We start from the raw sequence: 17,819 nt of genomic DNA on the forward strand, positions 1-17,819 counted from the left end.
CGCTGGCGCTGGGCGACACCTACACCGATCCCCCGCCCTACGTCCGCTTCGACCGCAGCCCCCTGCCCGTCACCGCCATGGCCGCCGACTACCTGCCCGGCCACGTGACCAACCCGCACCAGCATCCGCACGCGCAGCTGATCCACGCGGTGCACGGAGTGATGGTGGTGGCCACCACCGAAGGCCAGTGGATCGTGCCGCCCACGCGCGGCATGTGGATGCCGGGCGGCACCACGCACTGGATCCGCATGGTCGGCCGGGTGCAGATGCGCACCGCCTATATCCGCCCCGATGCCGCGCCCGACCTGCCGCAGCGCTGCACCGTGCTGGGCATCTCCGCGCTGCTGCGCGAGCTGATCCTGGCGGCGATCGACATACCCCTGCCCTACGCTCCCGGCACGCGCGGCGCGCGGCTGATGCGGCTGCTGCTCGATGAAGTGATGCTGGTGCCCTCGCTGCCGCTGCACCTGCCGCGCCCGGCCGATGACAGCCTGCGGCAGATCTGCAATGCCATCACCGGCGCGCCCGATACGGCGCTGACGCTGGCGGACTGGGGTTCACGGCTGGGGCTGGACCCCAAGACCATCCAGCGCCGCTTTGCGCGCGAAACCGGGATGACCTTCGGGCAATGGCGCCAGCAGGCGCGCCTGCTGGCGGCGCTGGAGAAGCTGGCCGCCGGCAGCAAGGTGGTGGATGTGGCGCTGGACCTGGGCTATGACAGCCCGAGCGCGTTTGCGACCATGTTCAGGCGGCAGTTCGGCGTGCCGCCAAGCGCGTTCTTCCGCTGAGCGGGGGCGCCATGGCGGTCAGCTCGCGAGGTATCGCTCCACCAGCCGCGTCCAGTAGGCCGCGCCGACGGTCAGGTTCTCGTCGTTGAAGTCGTAGCCGGCGTTGTGCAGCAGCGGCTGGTTGGCGCCGTTGCCCAGCCGCACGAAGCAGCCCGGGCGCTGCTGCAGGAAGTAGGCAAAGTCCTCGCTGCCGGCGATGCGCGCGGCCTGGTCCACCACCTTGCCGGCACCGACCAGCTCCTCGGCCACCTGGCGCGCGAACTCGGTCTCGCGCTCGCTGTTGACCAGCACCGGGTAGCCGCGCACATAGTCGACCTCGGCCACCGCGCCGTAGCCTTCGGCGTGCGACGTGGCCAGCTGGCGGATGCGGTTCTCCACCGATGCGCGCACCTCGGGGTTGAACGAGCGCACGCTGATCTCCATGCGCGCATTGTCCGGGATCACATTGGGCGCGTGGCCGGCGTGCAGCGTGCCGATCGTCACCACCGCGGTCTCGTTCGGGTCGACATAGCGCGCGACCACCGACTGCAGCGCCATCACCAGGCTGCCTGCCACCAGGATCGGGTCGACCGACTGGTGCGGGCGCGCGGCGTGGCCGCCCTTGCCGCGGATGGTGATGGTGACCGTGTCGCATGCCGCCATGAAGGGGCCCGAGCGGAACAGGAAGGTGCCCTGCTCCACGCCCGGATGGTTGTGCAGCCCGAAGATCGCATCGCAGGGAAAACGCTCGAACAGCCCGTCGGCCAGCATGCGCTCGGCGCCGCCGCCCGCGCCGATTTCCTCGGCCGGCTGGAAGATCAGGTGCACGGTGCCGTCAAAGTTGCGCGTGCGCGCCAGCTGCTTTGCCGCGCCGAGCAGGATCGCGGTATGGCCGTCGTGGCCGCAGGCGTGCATGCGGCCGGCATTGACGCTGGCGTACGGCAGTGCGGTGCGTTCGTGGATCGGCAAGGCGTCCATGTCGGCGCGGATGCCCACGCTGTGCCCGCTGTCACCGCAGCGCAAGGTGCCCACCACCCCGGTGCCGCCCACGCCGCGCGTGACCGTATAGCCCCACGTCTCCAGCAGGCTGGCGACCAGGCCCGAAGTGCGGACCTCGTCGAAGGCGAGTTCGGGATGCTGGTGGATATTGCGCCGGATGACTTCAAGTTCGGCGCGGCTGTCCAGGGTGTCGGCCAGCGCGCAGTACCGGTGCTTGAGTGGTGACGTGGGGGACGCCGTGAGGGTGGTGCCGAGATAGGACTCGATTTCGGGGGCGTGCTCAGACATGGTGTTTTGCTCTCTGGCGAAACCTGTACAACCAGTATTTCACGCAGAAAACGCGAGCGAAACGCCAAGCGTGCGAATTCCTGTAAAACCATGTAATCGGGCCCGTTTCAGCACCGGAACTGTTGCCCTAATCGTACGCTTTGTATGGAAACCAAACGCTTTGTGTAAAAGCGTATCGATGGGGAACCATTGCGGACCGCGTATTAGCCCGCGGCAGTGCTGCCGGCATGCGTCACCCCGATGGGTGACGCGATGCCACTGCCCTGCCCTCAGAGTTCGCCGTAGGGCACCACCTGCTGCGTCTGCTCGCCCAGCCCGTCCACGCCCAGGCGCATGGTGTCGCCGGCCTTCAGGAAGCGCGGCGGCTTCAAACCCATGCCCACGCCCGGCGGCGTGCCGGTCGCGATCAGGTCGCCCGGCAGCAGCGTCATGAAGCGGCTGACATAGCTGACCACGGTGGCCACGTCGAAGACCATGGTGGCGGTGCTGCCCTTCTGCACGCGCTCGCCGTTGACCTCCAGCCACAGGCCCAGCGCCTGCGGGTCCTGCACTTCGTCGCGCGTCACCAGCCACGGGCCGGCCGGGCAGAAGGTGTCGCAGCCTTTGCCCTTGTCCCAGGTGCCGCCGCGCTCGATCTGGAACTCGCGCTCGGACACGTCATTGACCACGCAGTAGCCGGCCACGTGGTTCAGCGCCGCTTCGCGCGAGACATTGCGCGCGGTGCTGCCGATGACCACGCCCAGCTCCACTTCCCAGTCGGTCTTTTCCGAGCCGAGCGGCAGCATCACCACGTCGTTGGGACCATTCAGCGAGCTGTTGGCCTTCAGGAACACGATCGGCTCGGCCGGCAGCGGCATGCCGGCCTCGGCGGCGTGGTCGGCATAGTTCAGGCCGATCGCCACGATCTTGCCGACGCCGCTCCAGGGCACGCCAAAGCGTGCGCCCTCGATCACCGGGAGCGACGCGGGGTCCACCTGCGCCAGCCGCGCCAGCGCCGCCGGCGCCAGCTGCAACGCGCCGATATCGGCCACCACGCCGGACAGGTCGCGCACGCGGCCTTGCACATCGATCATGCCCGGGCGCTCGGCGCCGGGGTTGCCTACTCGAACCAGTTTCATCGTCGTCGTTATCTTCAGGGGTTGTTCAGGCGGACTTCTTGAGGGTGGCGCCGATTGCGCCGGTTGCGCCGGCCTCGGCCAGGGTCTGCGCCACCACGCTCAGGACTTCCCTGGCGGTGTTCTCGGAGTGGGCGCGCAGCACCTGCGCCAGGCGCGGCCGGCCGGGCTCGCGCAGCGCGGCCATGATGGCCTCGTGTTCCTCATGCGACTCCTGCCAGCGGATGGTATCGGCATTGGCTGCACCGCGCGCGCGGTGCACCTTGCTCATCAGCGTGGCATAGACGCCGGCCAGCACCGGATTGGCGGCGCCGTCGATGATCAGCTGGTGGATTTCCTGGTTGATGCGGAAATAGTCGGTGCGCCGGCCCGCCGCATGCGCATCGATCATGGCCTGGTGGCGCCGCTCCAGCTTGGCCATGGCGGCCGCACCCAGGCGCTGCGCGGCCAGTTCACCCGCCAGCGCCTCGAGCCCGTGCAGGGTCTCGAAGGTGGCGCGCAGCTCCTCCAGGTCCAGCGGCGCCACGCGATAGCCGATGTACTGCCGGTGCAGCACCAGCCCCTCGGACACCAGCACCTTCAGCGCCTCGCGCAGCGGCGTCTTGGAGACATCGAAGGTCTCGCAGAAGGCCCGTTCATCGATCCTCGCGCCGGGCGGCAGTTCGCCCTCTTCGATCATGGTGCGCAGCCGGGCGGCGATTTCGGCCGACATGCCGAGCGTGCGCAGGCGCGTGGTTTGGGAAAGCGTTTGTGTCACAGACGTCACCAGATTGGGGAAATGCACCACGACAAGGCTACCACATACCAAAATTGTGCATGCGCAACATCGCAAAATCAATGACTTACACGCGTTGTAATTACAGATTACGTATCCTATACTCCGGCCTGTTGCGCAAAACGCCAACAGAACTGCCTCACCCAAGGACTAAAACAGGAGACGCCGTCATGCAGACGACAAGCCGGGCGACAGTGGTCACGGAGGCCAAGACCTCCGTTCGCTGGAAGATTTTTTTGATGATGCTGTTCCTCATCGCGATCAACTACATCGATCGCGCCTCACTGTCAGTGGCGATGCCGCTGATCGCCAAGGAGTTCGACCTCAGCCCCACCATGCAGGGCCTGATCCTCAGCTCGTTCTTCTGGACCTATGCGCTGATGCAGGTGCCGGGCGGCATGCTGGCCGACAAGTACAAGCCGCGCATCGTGATCGCCTGCGCCACCGTGTTCTGGGGCATTGCCCAGGCCGTGGCGGCCTTCACCACCAACGCCACCGCGCTGCTGCTGACCCGGCTCGGCCTGGGCGCGGCCGAAGCGCCGATCTACCCGGCCGGCGGCAAGCTCAACGCGATCTGGATGACCCAGAACGAACGCGGCCGCGGCGCCACCCTGCTTGACGGCGGCGCGCCGCTGGGCGCCGCGCTCGGCGCCATCATCATCACGTGGCTGATCGCCACGCTGGGTTCGTGGCGCCTGGCCTTTATCGTTGCCGGCGTCGGCACCGTGCTGGCCGGCGTGCTGGCCTGGTACTACGTGCGCAACTCCCCGCGCGAGCACCGCGGCGTGAACGAACTGGAAGCCCGCTACATCGAGGAAGCCCAGGCCAATGAACACCGCGCCGAGCCGGCCAACCTGTCGGGCCGTTCGCTGGACTTCTTCAAGTACCGCTCGGTGTGGTGCATGGCGATCGGCTGGATGTGCTTCAACACCGTGTTCTACGGCCTGCTGACCTGGATGCCCAACTACCTGAACAAGGTGCACGGCTTCGACATCAAGCAGATGGGCGGCGCCAGCTTCATCATCTTCTTCAGCGGCTTCGTGGGCGAACTGATCGGCGGCTGGATCGCCGACAAGTGGAAGGAAGCCGGCGGCCGGCCCAATGTGGTGATGCGCACGCTGTTCGGCATTGCCGCGGTGGTGGCCACGGTCTCGATCTTCTCGGTGGCCTACGTCACCGACCCGATCGTGGTGGTCGTGCTGCTGTCGTCGACGCTGTTCTTCCTGCGCTGGTGCGGCCTGTTCTGGTGCGTTCCGTCGATGCTCGGCACCCGCAACAAGATCGGCTTCCTGGGCGGCGTGATGAACCTGGGCGGCAATATCGGCGGCATCACGGTGCCCATCATCGTCGGCATGATCGTGCAGTTCACCGGCTCGTACTTCCTGGCGCTGATGTTCTTCGCCGCGGCTGGCGTCGGCCTGCTGCTGGCTTCCACCGCCATCGACTACGAGACTAAGATCCCGGTCTGAAGACCCGTCGGATCACCGAACTCCGAAAAACCCGCGAAAGGGCCGGCAATGTCCCGGCCCTCGCAACCACTCCTGAGACAAAAAGCAAAATGACCAAGCAAATCCGCCTCGGCATGCTGACGCCGTCTTCCAACACTGCGCTCGAACCCATCACCAGCGCGATGGTTGCCGGCCTGCCCAACGTCAGCGCGCATTTCTCGCGCTTCACCGTGACCGAGATCTCGCTGCGCGACCAGGCCCTGGGCCAGTTCAACCTGGACAAGATCCTGGCCGCCGCCAGCCTGCTGGCCGATGCCCGCGTCGATGTCATCGCCTGGAACGGCACGTCTTCCGGCTGGCTCGGCTTCGACAAGGATGAGGCGCTGTGCCAGCAGATCACCGAAGCCACCGGCATCCCGGCCACCACCTCGGTGCTTGCGCTCAACGAGATCCTGGAAAAGACCGGCGCGCGCAACTTCGGCCTGGCCACGCCGTACCTGGACGACGTGCAGCAGCGCATCATCGCCAACTACGAGCGCAGCGGCTTTCACTGCGTGGCGGAGAGCCACCTGGACCTGCATGTGAACTACAGCTTCGCCGAGGTCGAGGAAGACACCATCCGCGAGATGGTGCGCGGCCTGGCCCAGCACCAGCCGCAGGCCATCACCACCTTCTGCACCAACCTGCGCGCCGCGCACCTGGCCGAAGAACTTGAAGCCGAAACCGGCATTCCGCTGTACGACACCATCTCCACCGTGGTGTGGAAGTCGCTGCGCCTGTGCGGCGTGGACACGCGCGAGCTGCGCGGCTGGGGCCGCCTGTTCCGCGAAGTGGAGTAAGCCGATGTCCGCTCACGACAGCCTTGACCTGGTGATCCGGCGCGCGGACGTGGTCACTGCGTCCGACCGCTTCCGCTGCGATATCGGCGTGCGCAACGGGCAGATCGTCGCGCTCGGCCACGCGCTGCCGCAAGGCGCGCGCGAGATCGATGCCGATGGCCTGCTGGCGCTGCCCGGCGGCGTCGATGGCCATTGCCACCTCGACCAGCCCATGCCCGACGGCCTGCGCATGGCCGACGACTTCTTCACCGGCACGCGCGCCGCGGTGTGCGGCGGCACCACCACCGTGATCCCGTTTGCCGCGCAGGAGAAGGGCGCTTCGCTCAAGGCTGCCGTGGCGGACTACCATCGCCGCGCGGAAGGCCGCGCGGTGATCGACTACGCCTTCCACCTGATCGTGGCAGACCCCACGCCGGCAGTGCTGGCCGATGAACTGCCGGCGCTGATCCGCAAGGGCTACAGCTCGTTCAAGGTCTACATGACCTATGACGACCTGAAGCTGTCCGACCGCGAAATGCTGTCGGTGCTGGACGTCGCCAAGCAGAACGGCGCGCTGGTAATGGTGCATGCCGAGAACGCCGACTGCATCTCGTGGCTGACCGACAAGCTGGTCGGGGAAGGGCGCATCGCACCGCGCTTCCACGGCCTGGCACGTCCCGCCGCAGTGGAGCGCGAGGCCACGCACCGCGCCATCACCTTTGCCGAACTGGTCGACGTGCCGATCCTGATCGTGCATGTCTCGGGCAAGGAAGCGATCGAGCAGATCCGCTGGGCACAGGGCAGGGGGCTGCAGATCCTGGCCGAGACCTGCCCGCAGTACCTGTACCTGACCGCCGACGACATGGCCTTGCCCGGCGACGACGGCTACGAAGGCGCCAAGTGCGTGTGCAGCCCGCCGCCGCGCGACCCCGAGAACCAGGCCGCGGTCTGGCGCGCGCTGACCAATGGCGTGTTCAGCGTGTTCTCGTCAGACCATGCACCGTTCCGCTATGACGACCCGCAAGGCAAGCAGCCGGGCGGCGAGCGGCCTTCGTTCGAGCACATCCCCAACGGCGTGCCGGGCATCGAGACGCGCCTGCCGCTGCTGTTCGACGGCGTGGCGCGCGGCAAGCTGTCGCTGCACCAGTTCGTCGAGCTGACCTCATGGCGGCCGGCACGGCTGTATGGCCTGTATCCGCGCAAGGGCACCATCGCCATCGGCGCGGATGCGGACATCGTGCTGTGGGACCCGAACCAGCGCGTGCAGATCCGCAACAGCGCGCTGCACCACGCGGTGGACTACACGCCATACGAAGGCATCGAAGTGACCGGCTGGCCGGTGCATTGCTTCTCGCGCGGCGAGATGCTGGTGCGCGATGGCCAGTACCAGGAACCCCAGGCCGGACGCGGGCAGTTCCTGCCGGCGGGCGCGCCGATGCTTGGTTGATGACCTGCGGACCTGAAGACTGAAGAGCTGTGCAGGTTTGCTGTTTTCGCTGTTCGACAAACACTATCTCCCAATGCAACTCCTGATCGTCAATCCCAATATCAGCGAATCCGTCACCGCGCTGATCGAAGCCGAGGCGCGCCGCACTGCCGCCTCCACCACCACGCTGAAGATGGCCACCGCCCAGTTCGGCGTGGCCTACATCGAAACTCGCTTCGAAGCATTGGTCGGCGGCTATGCCACCGCCTGCGCCGCCGCGGAACACGCCGGCCAGTTCGACGGCCTGGTGGTCGCCGCGTTCGGCGACCCCGGCCTGGCCGGCCTGAAAGAGCTGTTCGATGTCCCGGTCGTCGGCATGACCGAGGCCGCGCTGGCCAGCGCCTGCCTGCTGGGGCAGCGCTTCTCCATCATCGCGATCTCGCACCGCATCCAGGCGTGGTACCGCGAATGCGTGGCGGCCAACGGCCTGTCGTCGCGGCTGGCCAGCGTGCGCTCGCTGCAGGAGCCGCTGCGCGATATCGGCAGCGTGCAGGAAGACCATGCCGCGCGGCTGGAGCAACTGGCCCTGCAGGCCATCGAGCAGGACGGTGCCGACGTGATCATCGTCGCCGGCGCGCCGCTGGCGGGACTGGCGCGCTCGCTGCAAGGGCGCATCCCGGTGCCGGTGGTGGATGGCGTGTCGAGCGCGGTGCGGCATTGCGAATCGCTGGTGGCCCTGCGCGCCGGCAGCGCCACGCAGGGCAGCTTCGCGCGGCCGCCGCGCAAGCCCAATGCCGGCCTGCCGCCGGCGCTGGCAAAGCTGCTCGACTGAGCGCAATCTAGCCGTGTGCAAATCTGCAATGCGCGTCCGCAAGGACGCGCATTGCTGCATAAGGGGGGCGATCCTAGACTGCCTGCACGGCCGCCGCATGGCGTGGCGGCCAGGCAACCACCACAGGATCGCAATGAAGCTCTACTACACTCCGGGCGTCTGCTCGATGGCCGTCCATATCGCCCTGCGCGAAGCCGGCCTGCCGGTCACGCTGGCCAAGGTCGACCTGCTCCGCCACAAGCTGGCCGAGCCTGAAAACGGCACCGACGACTACTACACCATCAACCCGCGCGGCTACGTGCCGCTGCTGCAGCTCGACGACGGCTCGCGCCATACCGAGGCGGCATCGCTGCTGCAATACATCGCCGACCTGGTGCCCGAACGCGCGCTGCTGCCCGCCGCCGGCACGCGCGAGCGGCTGGAAGCCACCGGCTGGATCACGCTGGTTTCAACGGAACTGCACAAGGTCTTCAGCCCGTGGCTGTGGCACAAGGAAACCGCGCAGAGCACGCAGGACGAGTGCAAGGCCAGGCTGCACCGGCGCTTTGCCGAACTCGACCAGCACCTGCAAACCCGCCATTACCTGATGGGCGACACGTTCACGGTGGCGGATGCTTACTGCTTCACCATCGTCGGCTGGGCCCGCATCCTGAAGCTGCCGCTCAACGACTACCCGGCGCTGCAGCAGTACCTGTCGCGCGTTGCGGCGCGGCCGGCGGTGCAGGAAGCGATGCGGGCCGAAGGGCTGGTGCGCGACTGAACCCGGCCGCGCGCGGAATCGCTCGCTCAGCGCTGCGCGCCGAGCAGCGATTCGATCTTCGCCACCAGTTCCTTGTCGTCCGGCCTGGTGCGGCTGCCATAGCTGGCCACCACCTGGCCATCGCGGCCGATCAGGTATTTGTAGAAATTCCACTTGGGCGTGGTGCCGGTTTGCTTTGCCAGCAGCGCGTACATCGGGTTGGCATCGCTGCCGCGCACATGCGACTTGCCGAGCATCGGGAACTTGACGCCGTAGGTGTTGTAGCAGAAGTCCGCGATCTCTTTCTGCGAGCCGGGCTCCTGCGAAAAGTCATTGGACGGGAAGCCCAGCACCACCAGCCCGCGCGCGCCGTACTTGGCGTACAGCGCCTCCAGGCCCTCGTACTGCGGCGTGAAGCCGCAATAGCTGGCGGTATTGACCACCAGCACCACCTTGCCGGCGTACTGGCACAGGTTCTGCGGCACATCGTCCTGCAGGCGCGGGAAGGTGAAGTTGAGCGAGGCGGGGCAGGCGCCCGCGGCAGGCGCCGCGGCGGGCTTGTCGGCGGCGCGCACCGGCGCCGGCAGCAGGGCGGTGCTGGCCGCCGCCAGGGTCAGGGCGGCAGCCAGGCTGGAAAGCAGGGGACGACGGATCATGGCGACGGGGCTCCGGTGGTCGGCTCGCTGTATCGGGTACGCGTAGTTTACGCCGATGGCGGCCTGACGGATGCCGCGCCGGTCAGTCCATCGCCAGCGTGGCCGCGTGTTCGGTGACGCTGCCGCGCAGCTCCAGGTCCGGCATGCGGCGCACGATCAGCAGCGCCAGCACCGCCGCCGCCGCGCCCGCGGCAAAGAGCAGGTGGAAGCCCGACTCCACGCCGCCCGCCAGCACCGCGCGCACAGACGGCGACAGCTGCGCAAAGGCCTCGCTGCCGTGGCGCAGCGCACCGAGGTCCAGCGCCTGCGTGACCCCCGACGCCGCCAGCGCATGGCGGAATTCCAGCGTCAGCAGCGTGCCGGCGAGCGCCCCGCCCAGCGCGCTGCCGAGCGAGCGCAGCACCAGCAGCGCGCCCGTGCCGGCGCCGGTGTCGCGGCGCTCCAGCGCGTTCTGCACGCTCATCAGCGTGGCCACCATGGTCATGCCCAGGCCCACGCCGGCCAGCGTCATCGCCGCCAGCACCACCGCCAGCGGCACCGCCGGCGTCACCAGCGCCAGTGCGATCAGCCCCAGCGCGCCGGCGATATAGCCGGCGCTCAGGATGCCGCGCATGCGGCCCACGCGCGGCGCCAGCCACGCGACGATAAAGTTGCCCGCCACGGTGGCCAGCAGGAACGGCATCACCAGCAGGCCGGAGGTCGATGCATCCGCGCCGCGGACCAGCTGGAAGTGCAGGGGCAGGGCGAAGATGCACAGGAAGATATCGAGCGCGGCCAGCGCCGAGGCGGCCACGCCCATCACATAGGCCCGGTTGGCAAACAGGCGCGGCGGCAGCATCGGGTCCGCAGCGCGGCGCTCCTGCCAGATCAGCAGGACCAGGGCCGCCACCGCGGCCAGGAGCAGGGCGCCCAGCTCTGGCGAGAGCCAGTCGTAGACGTCGCCGCCCCAGCTCATCGCCAGCAGGAAGGCGACGATGGCCACCGCCAGCAGCAGCGCCCCCAGCCAGTCCACGCGCGCACGCCCGCCACGCGGCGGCAGCATGGCCAGCCCGCGGTAGCACATGAACATCGCCAGCAGGCCCAGCGGTACGTTGACCCAGAACAGCCAGCGCCACGACATATGGTCAGAGACCCAGCCGCCCACCAGCGGCCCGGCGATCGACGCCACCGCCCACACCGTGGCCAGGTAACCCTGGTAGCGCCCGCGCTGGCGCGGCGCCACCACATCGGCAATGGCTGCCTGCGCCAGCGACATCAGCCCGCCGCCGCCCACGCCCTGCAGCGCGCGGAACAGGATCAGCTGACCCAGCGTCTGCGCCAGCGCGCATGCCACCGAGGCTCCGATAAACAGCGTGATCGCCACCATCAGCAGGCGCCGCCGGCCAAAGCTGTCCGACAGCTTGCCGTACAGCGGCGTGGTCACCGTCGACACGATCAGGTACGCCGTCACGATCCATGACAGGTGGCTGAAGCCGTTCAGGTCATTGGCGATCGCCGGCACCGCCGGGATCACCACGGTCTGGTCGAGCGCGGCCAGCAGGATGCACAGCACGATGCCGCCGATCACCCGCATCACGGCGCGATGGTCGTGGGCGGGCAGGGCCGGCGTGGTGTCCCGGGCGGATGCGGCAGAAGAGGGTGAAGACATGGACAGGCACGAGACCGCAGCGATGTGCGGTGAAAGCTACGTCAAATGCAGGGAATATCGGCCGGGAACCGCGCAATAGGGGGCGTGACGCCGTCGCGGGTGGCCCAATTCAGCGAACGCATAATTATATGCGGCCAGCAAATATCGCGCTCGTGACCCAGATGTCTGGCACGTCACTTGCGTGACAAGGATCAGGCACGATGGTCGATGCAAGATCACATCGCCACTACCGAAGGTAAGATTTCGTCATGACCGAGACCCCACGACACGAAGCAGGTCAGGCCGCCGATGCGGCCGGGCCCGAACTGGGCCAGTGGCACCCCGTGCTGGCCATCGAACAGGCCGACGGCGACGGCCCCTTCGCCGCCCGGCTCTTTGGCCGCGCGCTGGTGCTGTGGCGCAATGCCGACGGCTGGCACGCCTGGGATGACCGCTGTCCGCACCGCGGCGCCGCTTTCACGCTGGGCGCCGTGCACGATGGCCTGCTGCATTGCGGCTATCACGGCTGGCGCTTTGCCTCGGGCGGCCGCTGCACGCGCTATCCCGCCCACCCGGAACTGGTGCCTGCGCCGCGCGCCTGCGCCACCACGCACGCGGTGCGCGAGGGCTACGGGCTGTTATGGGTACGCCTTGGCGGCGACGGCACCGAGGCCGTGCCCGAACTGCCGTCCTTCCCCGAGTACCACGACGCCGAATGCCGCCGCGTGGTCTGCGGCCCCTACGACGTTGCCACCTCGGCGCCACGGCTGGTGGAGAACTTCCTCGACATGGCGCACTTCGGCTATGTCCATGACGGCTACCTGGGTGACCCGGCGCACACCGAAGTGCCGCCCTATGAAGTGGAAGCCATCGGCGATGCGCGCAAGCCCGACGCGCTGCGCACCATCGGCTGCCGCGCCTGGCAGCCGCGCGCGCACGCCAGCGCCGCCGGCGGAGCCATGGTCGAGTATGAATACCGCGTGGTTGCGCCCTACTCCGCGATCCTGACCAAGGTGCCCGACCTTGGCGACAACCATCGCGGCGCCATCGCGCTGTTTATCGGCCCGCGGGACGAGGAATCGAGCCGCGTGTGGTTCGTGATGTCACTGGTGACAGATGATGACGACGCCAGCCTGCGCGAATTCCAGGACACCATCTTCCTGCAGGACAAGCCGATCGTGGAATCGCAGCAGCCGCGCCGCCTGCCGTTGCGCACCGGCGTGGAGGTGCCCCAGCCGGCGGACAAGCTGGCAGGCGCGTACCGCCGCTACCTGGCGGCGCATGGGGTGAGGTTCGGCACGCTGGGCTAGCCGGCGGCCGCGCGCGGGAGAGTGGACGGGGCGGGTGCGTGCAATGCGACCAGCCCCCGAACACGACAGGCCTAGCGCCCGCCCCCGGTGATGTAATGCTCGAGCTGCTCGATGATGAACTGCTGCTCGGAGATGATGTCCTTGACCAGGTCGCCGATCGACAGCATGCCGATCAGCTCGTCGCCTTCCATCACTGGCAGGTGGCGCAGCCGGTGCCGGGTCATCAATGCCATGCATTCGTCGGTGGTCTGGCTGGCGCCGACATAGATCACTGCATTGGTCATGATGTCGCGAACCAGCGTCTCGCGCGAGGTGCGCTGCATCAGGATCACCTTGCGCGCATAGTCGCGCTCGCTCAGGATCCCCAGGATCTCGCCATGCTCGATCACCAGCAGCGCGCCGATGCCTTTCTCCGCCATCAGTTGCAGCGCGGTATAGACGGTCGCCGTGGGCGGGACGCTGTAAATGGCCTGACTCGGCTTGGACTCCAGAACCTGGCGTGCGGTTTTCATCACCAACTCCTTTTCCGTCGACAATGCAATGCGGCTGGCGGTGCCAATGCAATCAGAGTAGCAAAGTAACGCGCGCCGTTACAGGGTGACTTACGCGAATCTTTGTAAGCAATGTTGTGACGCCCGCATGGCAGCCGCCGGGTCAAGGTTGCGCATCGGTCGCTTTTTCGTCCAGTGCCGCCAGGCACAGCGCCTGCATTTCGGACACCCATTGCGCCGGCTGCAGCGCCGCGCCCTGCAGCAGCAGCCGATAGCGGCGCGCCCCCCAGACCGCCAGCACCAGTGCCTGCACCTTCGCGGCATCCGGGGCCGTGGGCAAGTCGGGGCAAGCGCACAGCGCCCGGCGCCAGGCCTCGCAGAACTCTTCGAACACGCGCCGGTGGTGCTTGGGCTCGGCGATGCGCGGCTCCAGCCCGATGATGTCGGCATCGAAGACGATGCCCGTGGCCTCGTCGTCCGCACCGCAGGCGATGGCCACCAGCCGCCGCACGCGCGTGCGCCAGTCGGCGTCAGCCCGTTGCGTGACCTCGGCGTCGATGCGCGCCAGCATGGTCTCGACCGTGTGGCGCACGTAGCCCGACGCCAGCGCTTCCTTGCTGGGAAAGTACTCGTACAGCGTACCCACCGAGAACCCTGCCTCCAGCGCCACCGCGCGCGTGGTCACGCCGTCCCAGCCATCGCGGCACCAGATCCGAACAAAGGCGTCGTAGATGGCGTTGACGGTGAAGTGCGCGCGCTGCTGCGAAGGGCGCTTGAGCGGCTTGCTGCGCGGCGTGGCGGGCCGTTTCAGGTCGCCGGCGGCGGGCGCTTCGTTTCCGAACCCGGCGGCGTTGGCGCGGCGATAGATTCTTGGCATCGGCCTCACGGAAGTCATGGCGAACATTGCACGCCGGACGGACGGGCCGCGAACCAGGAGAAGACATGGCAGCAACTGAACCGACCCTTGCCATCACGCGGCTGTTCAGCCGCAAGGATGCCCTAAACGAAAGCCGGCTGGAAGCCGCGCACGAACCCGCCAGCGCCGCGCCCGGCGAAGTGCTGCTGCGCCTGGACCGCTTTGCCCTGACCACCAACAACATCACCTATGCCGCCTTTGGCGAGGCCATGCAGTACTGGGACTTCTTTCCCACCGGCCAGCCGCAGTGGGGCCATATGCCGGTGTGGGGCTTTGCCGATGTGGTGGCCTCCGGCGTCGACGGCATCGCCCCCGGCGAACGCTTCTACGGCTACTTCCCCATCGCCAGCCATTTCCGCATGCAGCCCGGGCGCGTCACCGCGCGCGGCTTCTACGATGCCGCGGCGCACCGCGCAAAGCTGACCTCGGCCTACAACCAGTACACCCGCGTGCAGAACGACGCCGCCTACGCGCCGGAACTGGAGCACTACCAGATGCTGTACCGGCCGCTGTTCATCACCTCGTTCATGCTGGCCGACTTCCTGGAAGACAACCGCTTCTTCGGCGCACGGCGGCTGGTGGTGTCCAGCGCCTCCAGCAAGACGGCCTATGGCACCGCCTTCTGCCTGCGCGACCTCGACGGCATCGCGCTGACCGGGCTGACCTCGGCCCGCAACCGCGCCTTTGTCGAAGACCTCGGCTGCTACGGCAGCACCGTCACCTATGACGAACTGGCATCGGTGCCGGTGGACGAGCCCACGCTCTATGTCGACTTCTCCGGCGATGAGTCGCTGCGCGCGCGCGTGCATGCGCATTTTGGCGACAGCCTGGTGTACGACTGCTTTGTCGGCTCGACGCAGAACACCGGCTTCCTGCGCGACCTGCACCTGCCCGGGCCCAGGCCCGAGTTCTATTTCGCGCCGGTGCAGATCCGCAAGCGCAATGCCGACTGGGGACCGCAGGAAGTGAACCGGCGCTTCAACGCGGCGCAGCGCCGCTTTATCGACCATGCGCGCGATCCGGCCAAGCGCTGGCTGGCGCTGGTGGAGGAACGGGGATTCGAAGCCGCGCAGGCACGGATCGCGCGGCTGGCGGCGGGGAGCGGGGCGCCGCAGGAGGGGTACGTGGTGGTCGTGGGGTAAAAGCAGAACGGGCCCCGCATGGGGCCCGTCTTTCACTCCGTCAGCATCCGCACCTTCACCTTCTTGCCCTTGACCTTGCCGGCATTGAGCCGCTTCACCGCCTCGCGCCCGATGCTGCGCTCCACCGCGATATAGGTCGACATCTCCAGCACATTGATCTTGCCGATCTGCTCCTTGGTGAAGCCCGCCTCGCCGGTCAGTGCGCCCAGGATGTCGCCGGGGCGGATCTTCTCCTTGCGGCCACCCAGCATCTGCAAGGTCACCATCGGCGGCAGCAGGCGTTCATTGCTGGCGGGCCTCAGGTCGGCCAGCGGCTGCCATTCGAATTCGCCGCCGTGGTGCTGTTCCAGGTTGCCCACGCGGCCCATCTCGTCCATGCTGACCAGGCTGAAGGCCCAGCCTTCCTGGTCGGCGCGGCCGGTGCGGCCGATGCGGTGCACGTGCACCTCAGGATCGGGCGTGATCTCGACATTGATCACGGCCTCGAGCTGCGCGATATCCAGCCCGCGCGCGGCCACGTCGGTTGCCACCAGCACCGAGCAGCTGCGGTTGGCAAACTGCACCAGCACCTGGTCGCGCTCGCGCTGCTCCAGTTCGCCGTGCAGCGCCAGCGCCTGGTAGCCCTGCGCGCGCAGCAGTTCCACCAGCTCGCGGCAGCGCGCCTTGGTATTGCAGAAGGCCAGCGTGCTGACCGGGCGGAAGTGGTCCAGCAGGCGCCCCACCGTGTTCAGGCGCTCGCCTTCCTCGACCTCATAGAAGCGCTGGCGGATGGTGGTGTTGTCGTGCGTAGCCTCCAGCTTGACCGACTGCGGGTTGCGCAGGAAACGGTGGCTGAGCTTGTCGATGCCGGGCGGATACGTGGCCGAGAACAGCAGCGTCTGCCGGTCCTTCGGGCAGCGGCTGGCCACATAGGCGATGTCGTCGAAGAAGCCCATGTCGAGCATGCGGTCGGCCTCGTCCAGCACCAGCGTGTTGATGCCGGACAGATCCAGGCTGCCGCGGTCGATGTGATCCAGGATGCGGCCGGGCGTGCCCACCACGATATGTGCGCCATGGATCAGGCTGTCGACCTGCGGCCGCATCGGCGAGCCGCCGCACAGTGTCAGCACCTTGATGTTCTCTTCGGCGCGCGCCAGGCGGCGGATTTCCTGCGTGACCTGGTCGGCCAGCTCGCGCGTGGGGCACAGCACCATCGCCTGCACATCGAAGCGGCGCGGATCGAGCCGGTGCAGCAGCGCCAGCCCGAAGGCGGCGGTCTTGCCGCTGCCGGTCTTGGCCTGCGCCACCAGGTCCTGGCCTGCCAATGTGATCGGCAGGCTGGCCGCCTGGATCGGCGTCATTTCGTCATAGCCAAGCTGCGCCAGCGTGGCGAGCATGGTGGGCGACAGCGGCAGGTTGGAAAAAGCGGTGCCGGCTTGCGGCTGGGCGGGGGTCGAGTTCATGCGCGATTATAGCGATCCAGGGATGTCGATCCGTCAGTCATCGGCCGGCGGCGTCCAGTCCAGCCGCTCCAGCAGCGCCTGCGCCGCGGCCGGCGCGCGTTCCTTGGCGCCGTTGATAAAGAAGACAAAGACTTCGCGCTTGCGCGCGGCGGTCTTGCGGTCTTCCACCGTCGGCAGGTCGTCGGGCTGGTGGCCCTGCGCCCACGTGCGCACCCGCGCAGCCCACGCATCCAGGTCCCTGGGCGCATAGCCGGCCTTCAGCTTCGCGCTGCTGGCCATCAGCCGTGCATAGACAAAGTCTGCCGTGAGATCCGCCATCGACGGAAACTTGGGCGAATCGGTAAAGACCGTGGCGGCCTTGTACTTGCGCGCGAGCTTGAGGTAGTCCGGCGACTGGAAGCTGTCGTGCCGCACCTCCAGCACGTGGCGCAGCTTCACGCCTTCCACCGAATCCGGCAGCAGCTGCAGGAAGGCCTCGAAGTCCTCCGCATCGAACTGCTTGGTGGGCGCGAACTGCCACACCACCGGCCCCAGCTTGCGGCCGAGCTCGGCAATGCCGCTGTCGATGAAGCGTTCGATCGATTCGCCGGACTCGGCCAGCACGCGCCGGTTGGTGGCAAAGCGCGAGGCCTTCACCGCGAACACAAAATCATCCGGCGTGTCGTCGCGCCATTTGGCGAACGAGGTGCGCTTCTGCGTGCCGTGGTACGTGCTGTTGATTTCGATCGCGCTGAGGTGGCGGCTGGCATAGGCCAGCTCACGCGCCTGTGCCAGGCCGGCGGGATAGAAGTTGTCGCGCCACGGGGCGAAATTCCAGCCACCGATGCCAACCCGCACCGGCTCGGTGGACGTGGCGGCTTTGCGTGACCTGGCCTTGGGTGTGGCCTCTGAGGTTGCTGCAGTCCTGGATGCGGCCTTCGCCGCGGTGCGTGCTGCCATGGCGCGATCTCCCGAAACGCGAGACTGGCAGTCTAGCGGGAAACTGCGCCAGGCGGTGGCGGCGCAAACACGCCCCTGGCCAACAAAAA

17 protein-coding genes are annotated in these 17,819 nt (G+C 67.7%); 8 read left to right on the forward strand and 9 right to left on the reverse strand.

The window, feature by feature from the left end; all coding sequences use genetic code 11:
* Nucleotides 1–2: 2 nt before the first annotated feature.
* On the forward strand, nt 3–788 hold the full coding sequence (locus AC3WRR_RS32615; RefSeq protein ID WP_492299187.1) for an AraC family transcriptional regulator: 786 nt from the start codon (nt 3–5) through the stop codon (nt 786–788).
* An 18-nt stretch (nt 789–806) separates the two neighbouring features.
* Here the strand turns inward: AC3WRR_RS32615 and AC3WRR_RS32620 are convergent, their stop codons facing one another.
* The 3 genes from AC3WRR_RS32620 to AC3WRR_RS32630 all read right to left on the reverse strand — a co-directional run bounded on the left by AC3WRR_RS32620 (nt 807) and on the right by AC3WRR_RS32630 (nt 4,073).
* Nucleotides 807–2,054 (reverse strand): M20 aminoacylase family protein, encoded by a 1,248-nt coding sequence (locus AC3WRR_RS32620; RefSeq protein WP_011614335.1) that lies wholly within the window; start codon nt 2,052–2,054, stop codon nt 807–809.
* 269 nt (nt 2,055–2,323) lie between these two features.
* Nucleotides 2,324–3,172 (reverse strand): fumarylacetoacetate hydrolase family protein, encoded by an 849-nt coding sequence (locus AC3WRR_RS32625; RefSeq protein ID WP_492299189.1) that lies wholly within the window; start codon nt 3,170–3,172, stop codon nt 2,324–2,326.
* Nucleotides 3,173–3,197: 25 nt separating this feature from the next.
* A complete protein-coding gene (locus AC3WRR_RS32630; protein ID WP_231881372.1) occupies nt 3,198–4,073 on the reverse strand; it encodes a GntR family transcriptional regulator in 876 nt (291 codons plus the stop codon).
* 41 nt (nt 4,074–4,114) lie between these two features.
* Here AC3WRR_RS32630 and AC3WRR_RS32635 point away from each other — a divergent pair, with 41 nt between their 5' ends.
* The 5 genes from AC3WRR_RS32635 to gstA all read left to right on the forward strand — a co-directional run bounded on the left by AC3WRR_RS32635 (nt 4,115) and on the right by gstA (nt 9,228).
* Complete coding sequence (locus AC3WRR_RS32635; protein ID WP_010811437.1) at nt 4,115–5,413, forward strand: MFS transporter; 1,299 nt, start codon at nt 4,115–4,117, stop codon at nt 5,411–5,413.
* An 89-nt stretch (nt 5,414–5,502) separates the two neighbouring features.
* Nucleotides 5,503–6,231 (forward strand): maleate cis-trans isomerase family protein, encoded by a 729-nt coding sequence (locus AC3WRR_RS32640; RefSeq protein WP_340528437.1) that lies wholly within the window; start codon nt 5,503–5,505, stop codon nt 6,229–6,231.
* 4 nt (nt 6,232–6,235) lie between these two features.
* Nucleotides 6,236–7,657, forward strand: coding sequence for a dihydropyrimidinase (hydA, locus tag AC3WRR_RS32645; RefSeq protein WP_011614331.1), 1,422 nt, complete (start codon nt 6,236–6,238; stop codon nt 7,655–7,657).
* 73 nt (nt 7,658–7,730) lie between these two features.
* Complete coding sequence (locus tag AC3WRR_RS32650) at nt 7,731–8,468, forward strand: aspartate/glutamate racemase family protein (RefSeq protein WP_010811434.1); 738 nt, start codon at nt 7,731–7,733, stop codon at nt 8,466–8,468.
* A 133-nt stretch (nt 8,469–8,601) separates the two neighbouring features.
* Nucleotides 8,602–9,228 (forward strand): glutathione transferase GstA, encoded by a 627-nt coding sequence (gstA, locus tag AC3WRR_RS32655; protein ID WP_010811433.1) that lies wholly within the window; start codon nt 8,602–8,604, stop codon nt 9,226–9,228.
* Nucleotides 9,229–9,254: 26 nt separating this feature from the next.
* Here the strand turns inward: gstA and AC3WRR_RS32660 are convergent, their stop codons facing one another.
* Together AC3WRR_RS32660 and AC3WRR_RS32665 are read right to left on the reverse strand one after the other, a co-directional pair.
* Nucleotides 9,255–9,863, reverse strand: coding sequence for a glutathione peroxidase (locus AC3WRR_RS32660; RefSeq protein WP_011614328.1), 609 nt, complete (start codon nt 9,861–9,863; stop codon nt 9,255–9,257).
* Between the two features lie 82 nt (nt 9,864–9,945).
* Entirely contained in the window at nt 9,946–11,436 is a 1,491-nt protein-coding gene (locus AC3WRR_RS32665) for an MDR family MFS transporter (protein WP_010811431.1), read from the reverse strand.
* A 323-nt stretch (nt 11,437–11,759) separates the two neighbouring features.
* Here AC3WRR_RS32665 and AC3WRR_RS32670 point away from each other — a divergent pair, with 323 nt between their 5' ends.
* Complete coding sequence (locus AC3WRR_RS32670) at nt 11,760–12,800, forward strand: Rieske 2Fe-2S domain-containing protein (RefSeq protein WP_492299192.1); 1,041 nt, start codon at nt 11,760–11,762, stop codon at nt 12,798–12,800.
* A 71-nt stretch (nt 12,801–12,871) separates the two neighbouring features.
* Here AC3WRR_RS32670 and AC3WRR_RS32675 read toward each other — a convergent pair whose 3' ends face one another.
* A complete protein-coding gene (locus tag AC3WRR_RS32675; RefSeq protein WP_010811429.1) occupies nt 12,872–13,312 on the reverse strand; it encodes a CBS domain-containing protein in 441 nt (146 codons plus the stop codon).
* 142 nt (nt 13,313–13,454) lie between these two features.
* On the reverse strand, nt 13,455–14,168 hold the full coding sequence (locus AC3WRR_RS32680) for a TetR/AcrR family transcriptional regulator (RefSeq protein ID WP_011614326.1): 714 nt from the start codon (nt 14,166–14,168) through the stop codon (nt 13,455–13,457).
* 65 nt (nt 14,169–14,233) lie between these two features.
* On the opposite strand from AC3WRR_RS32680, the gene AC3WRR_RS32685 reads away from it, so the two are divergent.
* Nucleotides 14,234–15,349 carry a DUF2855 family protein gene (locus AC3WRR_RS32685; RefSeq protein WP_010811427.1) on the forward strand — a complete coding sequence of 372 codons (1,116 nt, stop codon included), beginning with the start codon at nt 14,234–14,236 and terminating at the stop codon, nt 15,347–15,349.
* Nucleotides 15,350–15,381: 32 nt separating this feature from the next.
* Here the strand turns inward: AC3WRR_RS32685 and dbpA are convergent, their stop codons facing one another.
* Together dbpA and AC3WRR_RS32695 are read right to left on the reverse strand one after the other, a co-directional pair.
* A complete protein-coding gene (gene dbpA, locus AC3WRR_RS32690) occupies nt 15,382–16,791 on the reverse strand; it encodes an ATP-dependent RNA helicase DbpA (protein WP_010811426.1) in 1,410 nt (469 codons plus the stop codon).
* Between the two features lie 33 nt (nt 16,792–16,824).
* Entirely contained in the window at nt 16,825–17,730 is a 906-nt protein-coding gene (locus AC3WRR_RS32695; RefSeq protein WP_011614324.1) for a DUF72 domain-containing protein, read from the reverse strand.
* Nucleotides 17,731–17,819 lie beyond the last annotated feature (89 nt).

The sequence above is a fragment of the Cupriavidus sp. FW305-3-2-15-C-LB2 genome (assembly GCF_058787575.1).

What these genes read in the sequence shown, in the direction of transcription:
- AC3WRR_RS32620 (WP_011614335.1), bottom strand. Translation starts at nt 2,054, where the DNA reads ATGTCTGAGCACGCCCCCGAAATCGAGTCCTATCTCGGCACCACCCTC.
- AC3WRR_RS32625 (WP_492299189.1), bottom strand. Translation starts at nt 3,172, where the DNA reads ATGAAACTGGTTCGAGTAGGCAACCCCGGCGCCGAGCGCCCGGGCATG.
- AC3WRR_RS32635 (WP_010811437.1), top strand. Translation starts at nt 4,115, where the DNA reads ATGCAGACGACAAGCCGGGCGACAGTGGTCACGGAGGCCAAGACCTCC.
- AC3WRR_RS32640 (WP_340528437.1), top strand. Translation starts at nt 5,503, where the DNA reads ATGACCAAGCAAATCCGCCTCGGCATGCTGACGCCGTCTTCCAACACT.
- hydA (WP_011614331.1), top strand. Translation starts at nt 6,236, where the DNA reads ATGTCCGCTCACGACAGCCTTGACCTGGTGATCCGGCGCGCGGACGTG.
- AC3WRR_RS32650 (WP_010811434.1), top strand. Translation starts at nt 7,731, where the DNA reads ATGCAACTCCTGATCGTCAATCCCAATATCAGCGAATCCGTCACCGCG.
- gstA (WP_010811433.1), top strand. Translation starts at nt 8,602, where the DNA reads ATGAAGCTCTACTACACTCCGGGCGTCTGCTCGATGGCCGTCCATATC.
- AC3WRR_RS32660 (WP_011614328.1), bottom strand. Translation starts at nt 9,863, where the DNA reads ATGATCCGTCGTCCCCTGCTTTCCAGCCTGGCTGCCGCCCTGACCCTG.
- AC3WRR_RS32665 (WP_010811431.1), bottom strand. Translation starts at nt 11,436, where the DNA reads ATGCGGGTGATCGGCGGCATCGTGCTGTGCATCCTGCTGGCCGCGCTC.
- AC3WRR_RS32670 (WP_492299192.1), top strand. Translation starts at nt 11,760, where the DNA reads ATGACCGAGACCCCACGACACGAAGCAGGTCAGGCCGCCGATGCGGCC.
- AC3WRR_RS32675 (WP_010811429.1), bottom strand. Translation starts at nt 13,312, where the DNA reads ATGAAAACCGCACGCCAGGTTCTGGAGTCCAAGCCGAGTCAGGCCATT.
- AC3WRR_RS32680 (WP_011614326.1), bottom strand. Translation starts at nt 14,168, where the DNA reads ATGCCAAGAATCTATCGCCGCGCCAACGCCGCCGGGTTCGGAAACGAA.
- AC3WRR_RS32685 (WP_010811427.1), top strand. Translation starts at nt 14,234, where the DNA reads ATGGCAGCAACTGAACCGACCCTTGCCATCACGCGGCTGTTCAGCCGC.
- dbpA (WP_010811426.1), bottom strand. Translation starts at nt 16,791, where the DNA reads ATGAACTCGACCCCCGCCCAGCCGCAAGCCGGCACCGCTTTTTCCAAC.
- AC3WRR_RS32695 (WP_011614324.1), bottom strand. Translation starts at nt 17,730, where the DNA reads ATGGCAGCACGCACCGCGGCGAAGGCCGCATCCAGGACTGCAGCAACC.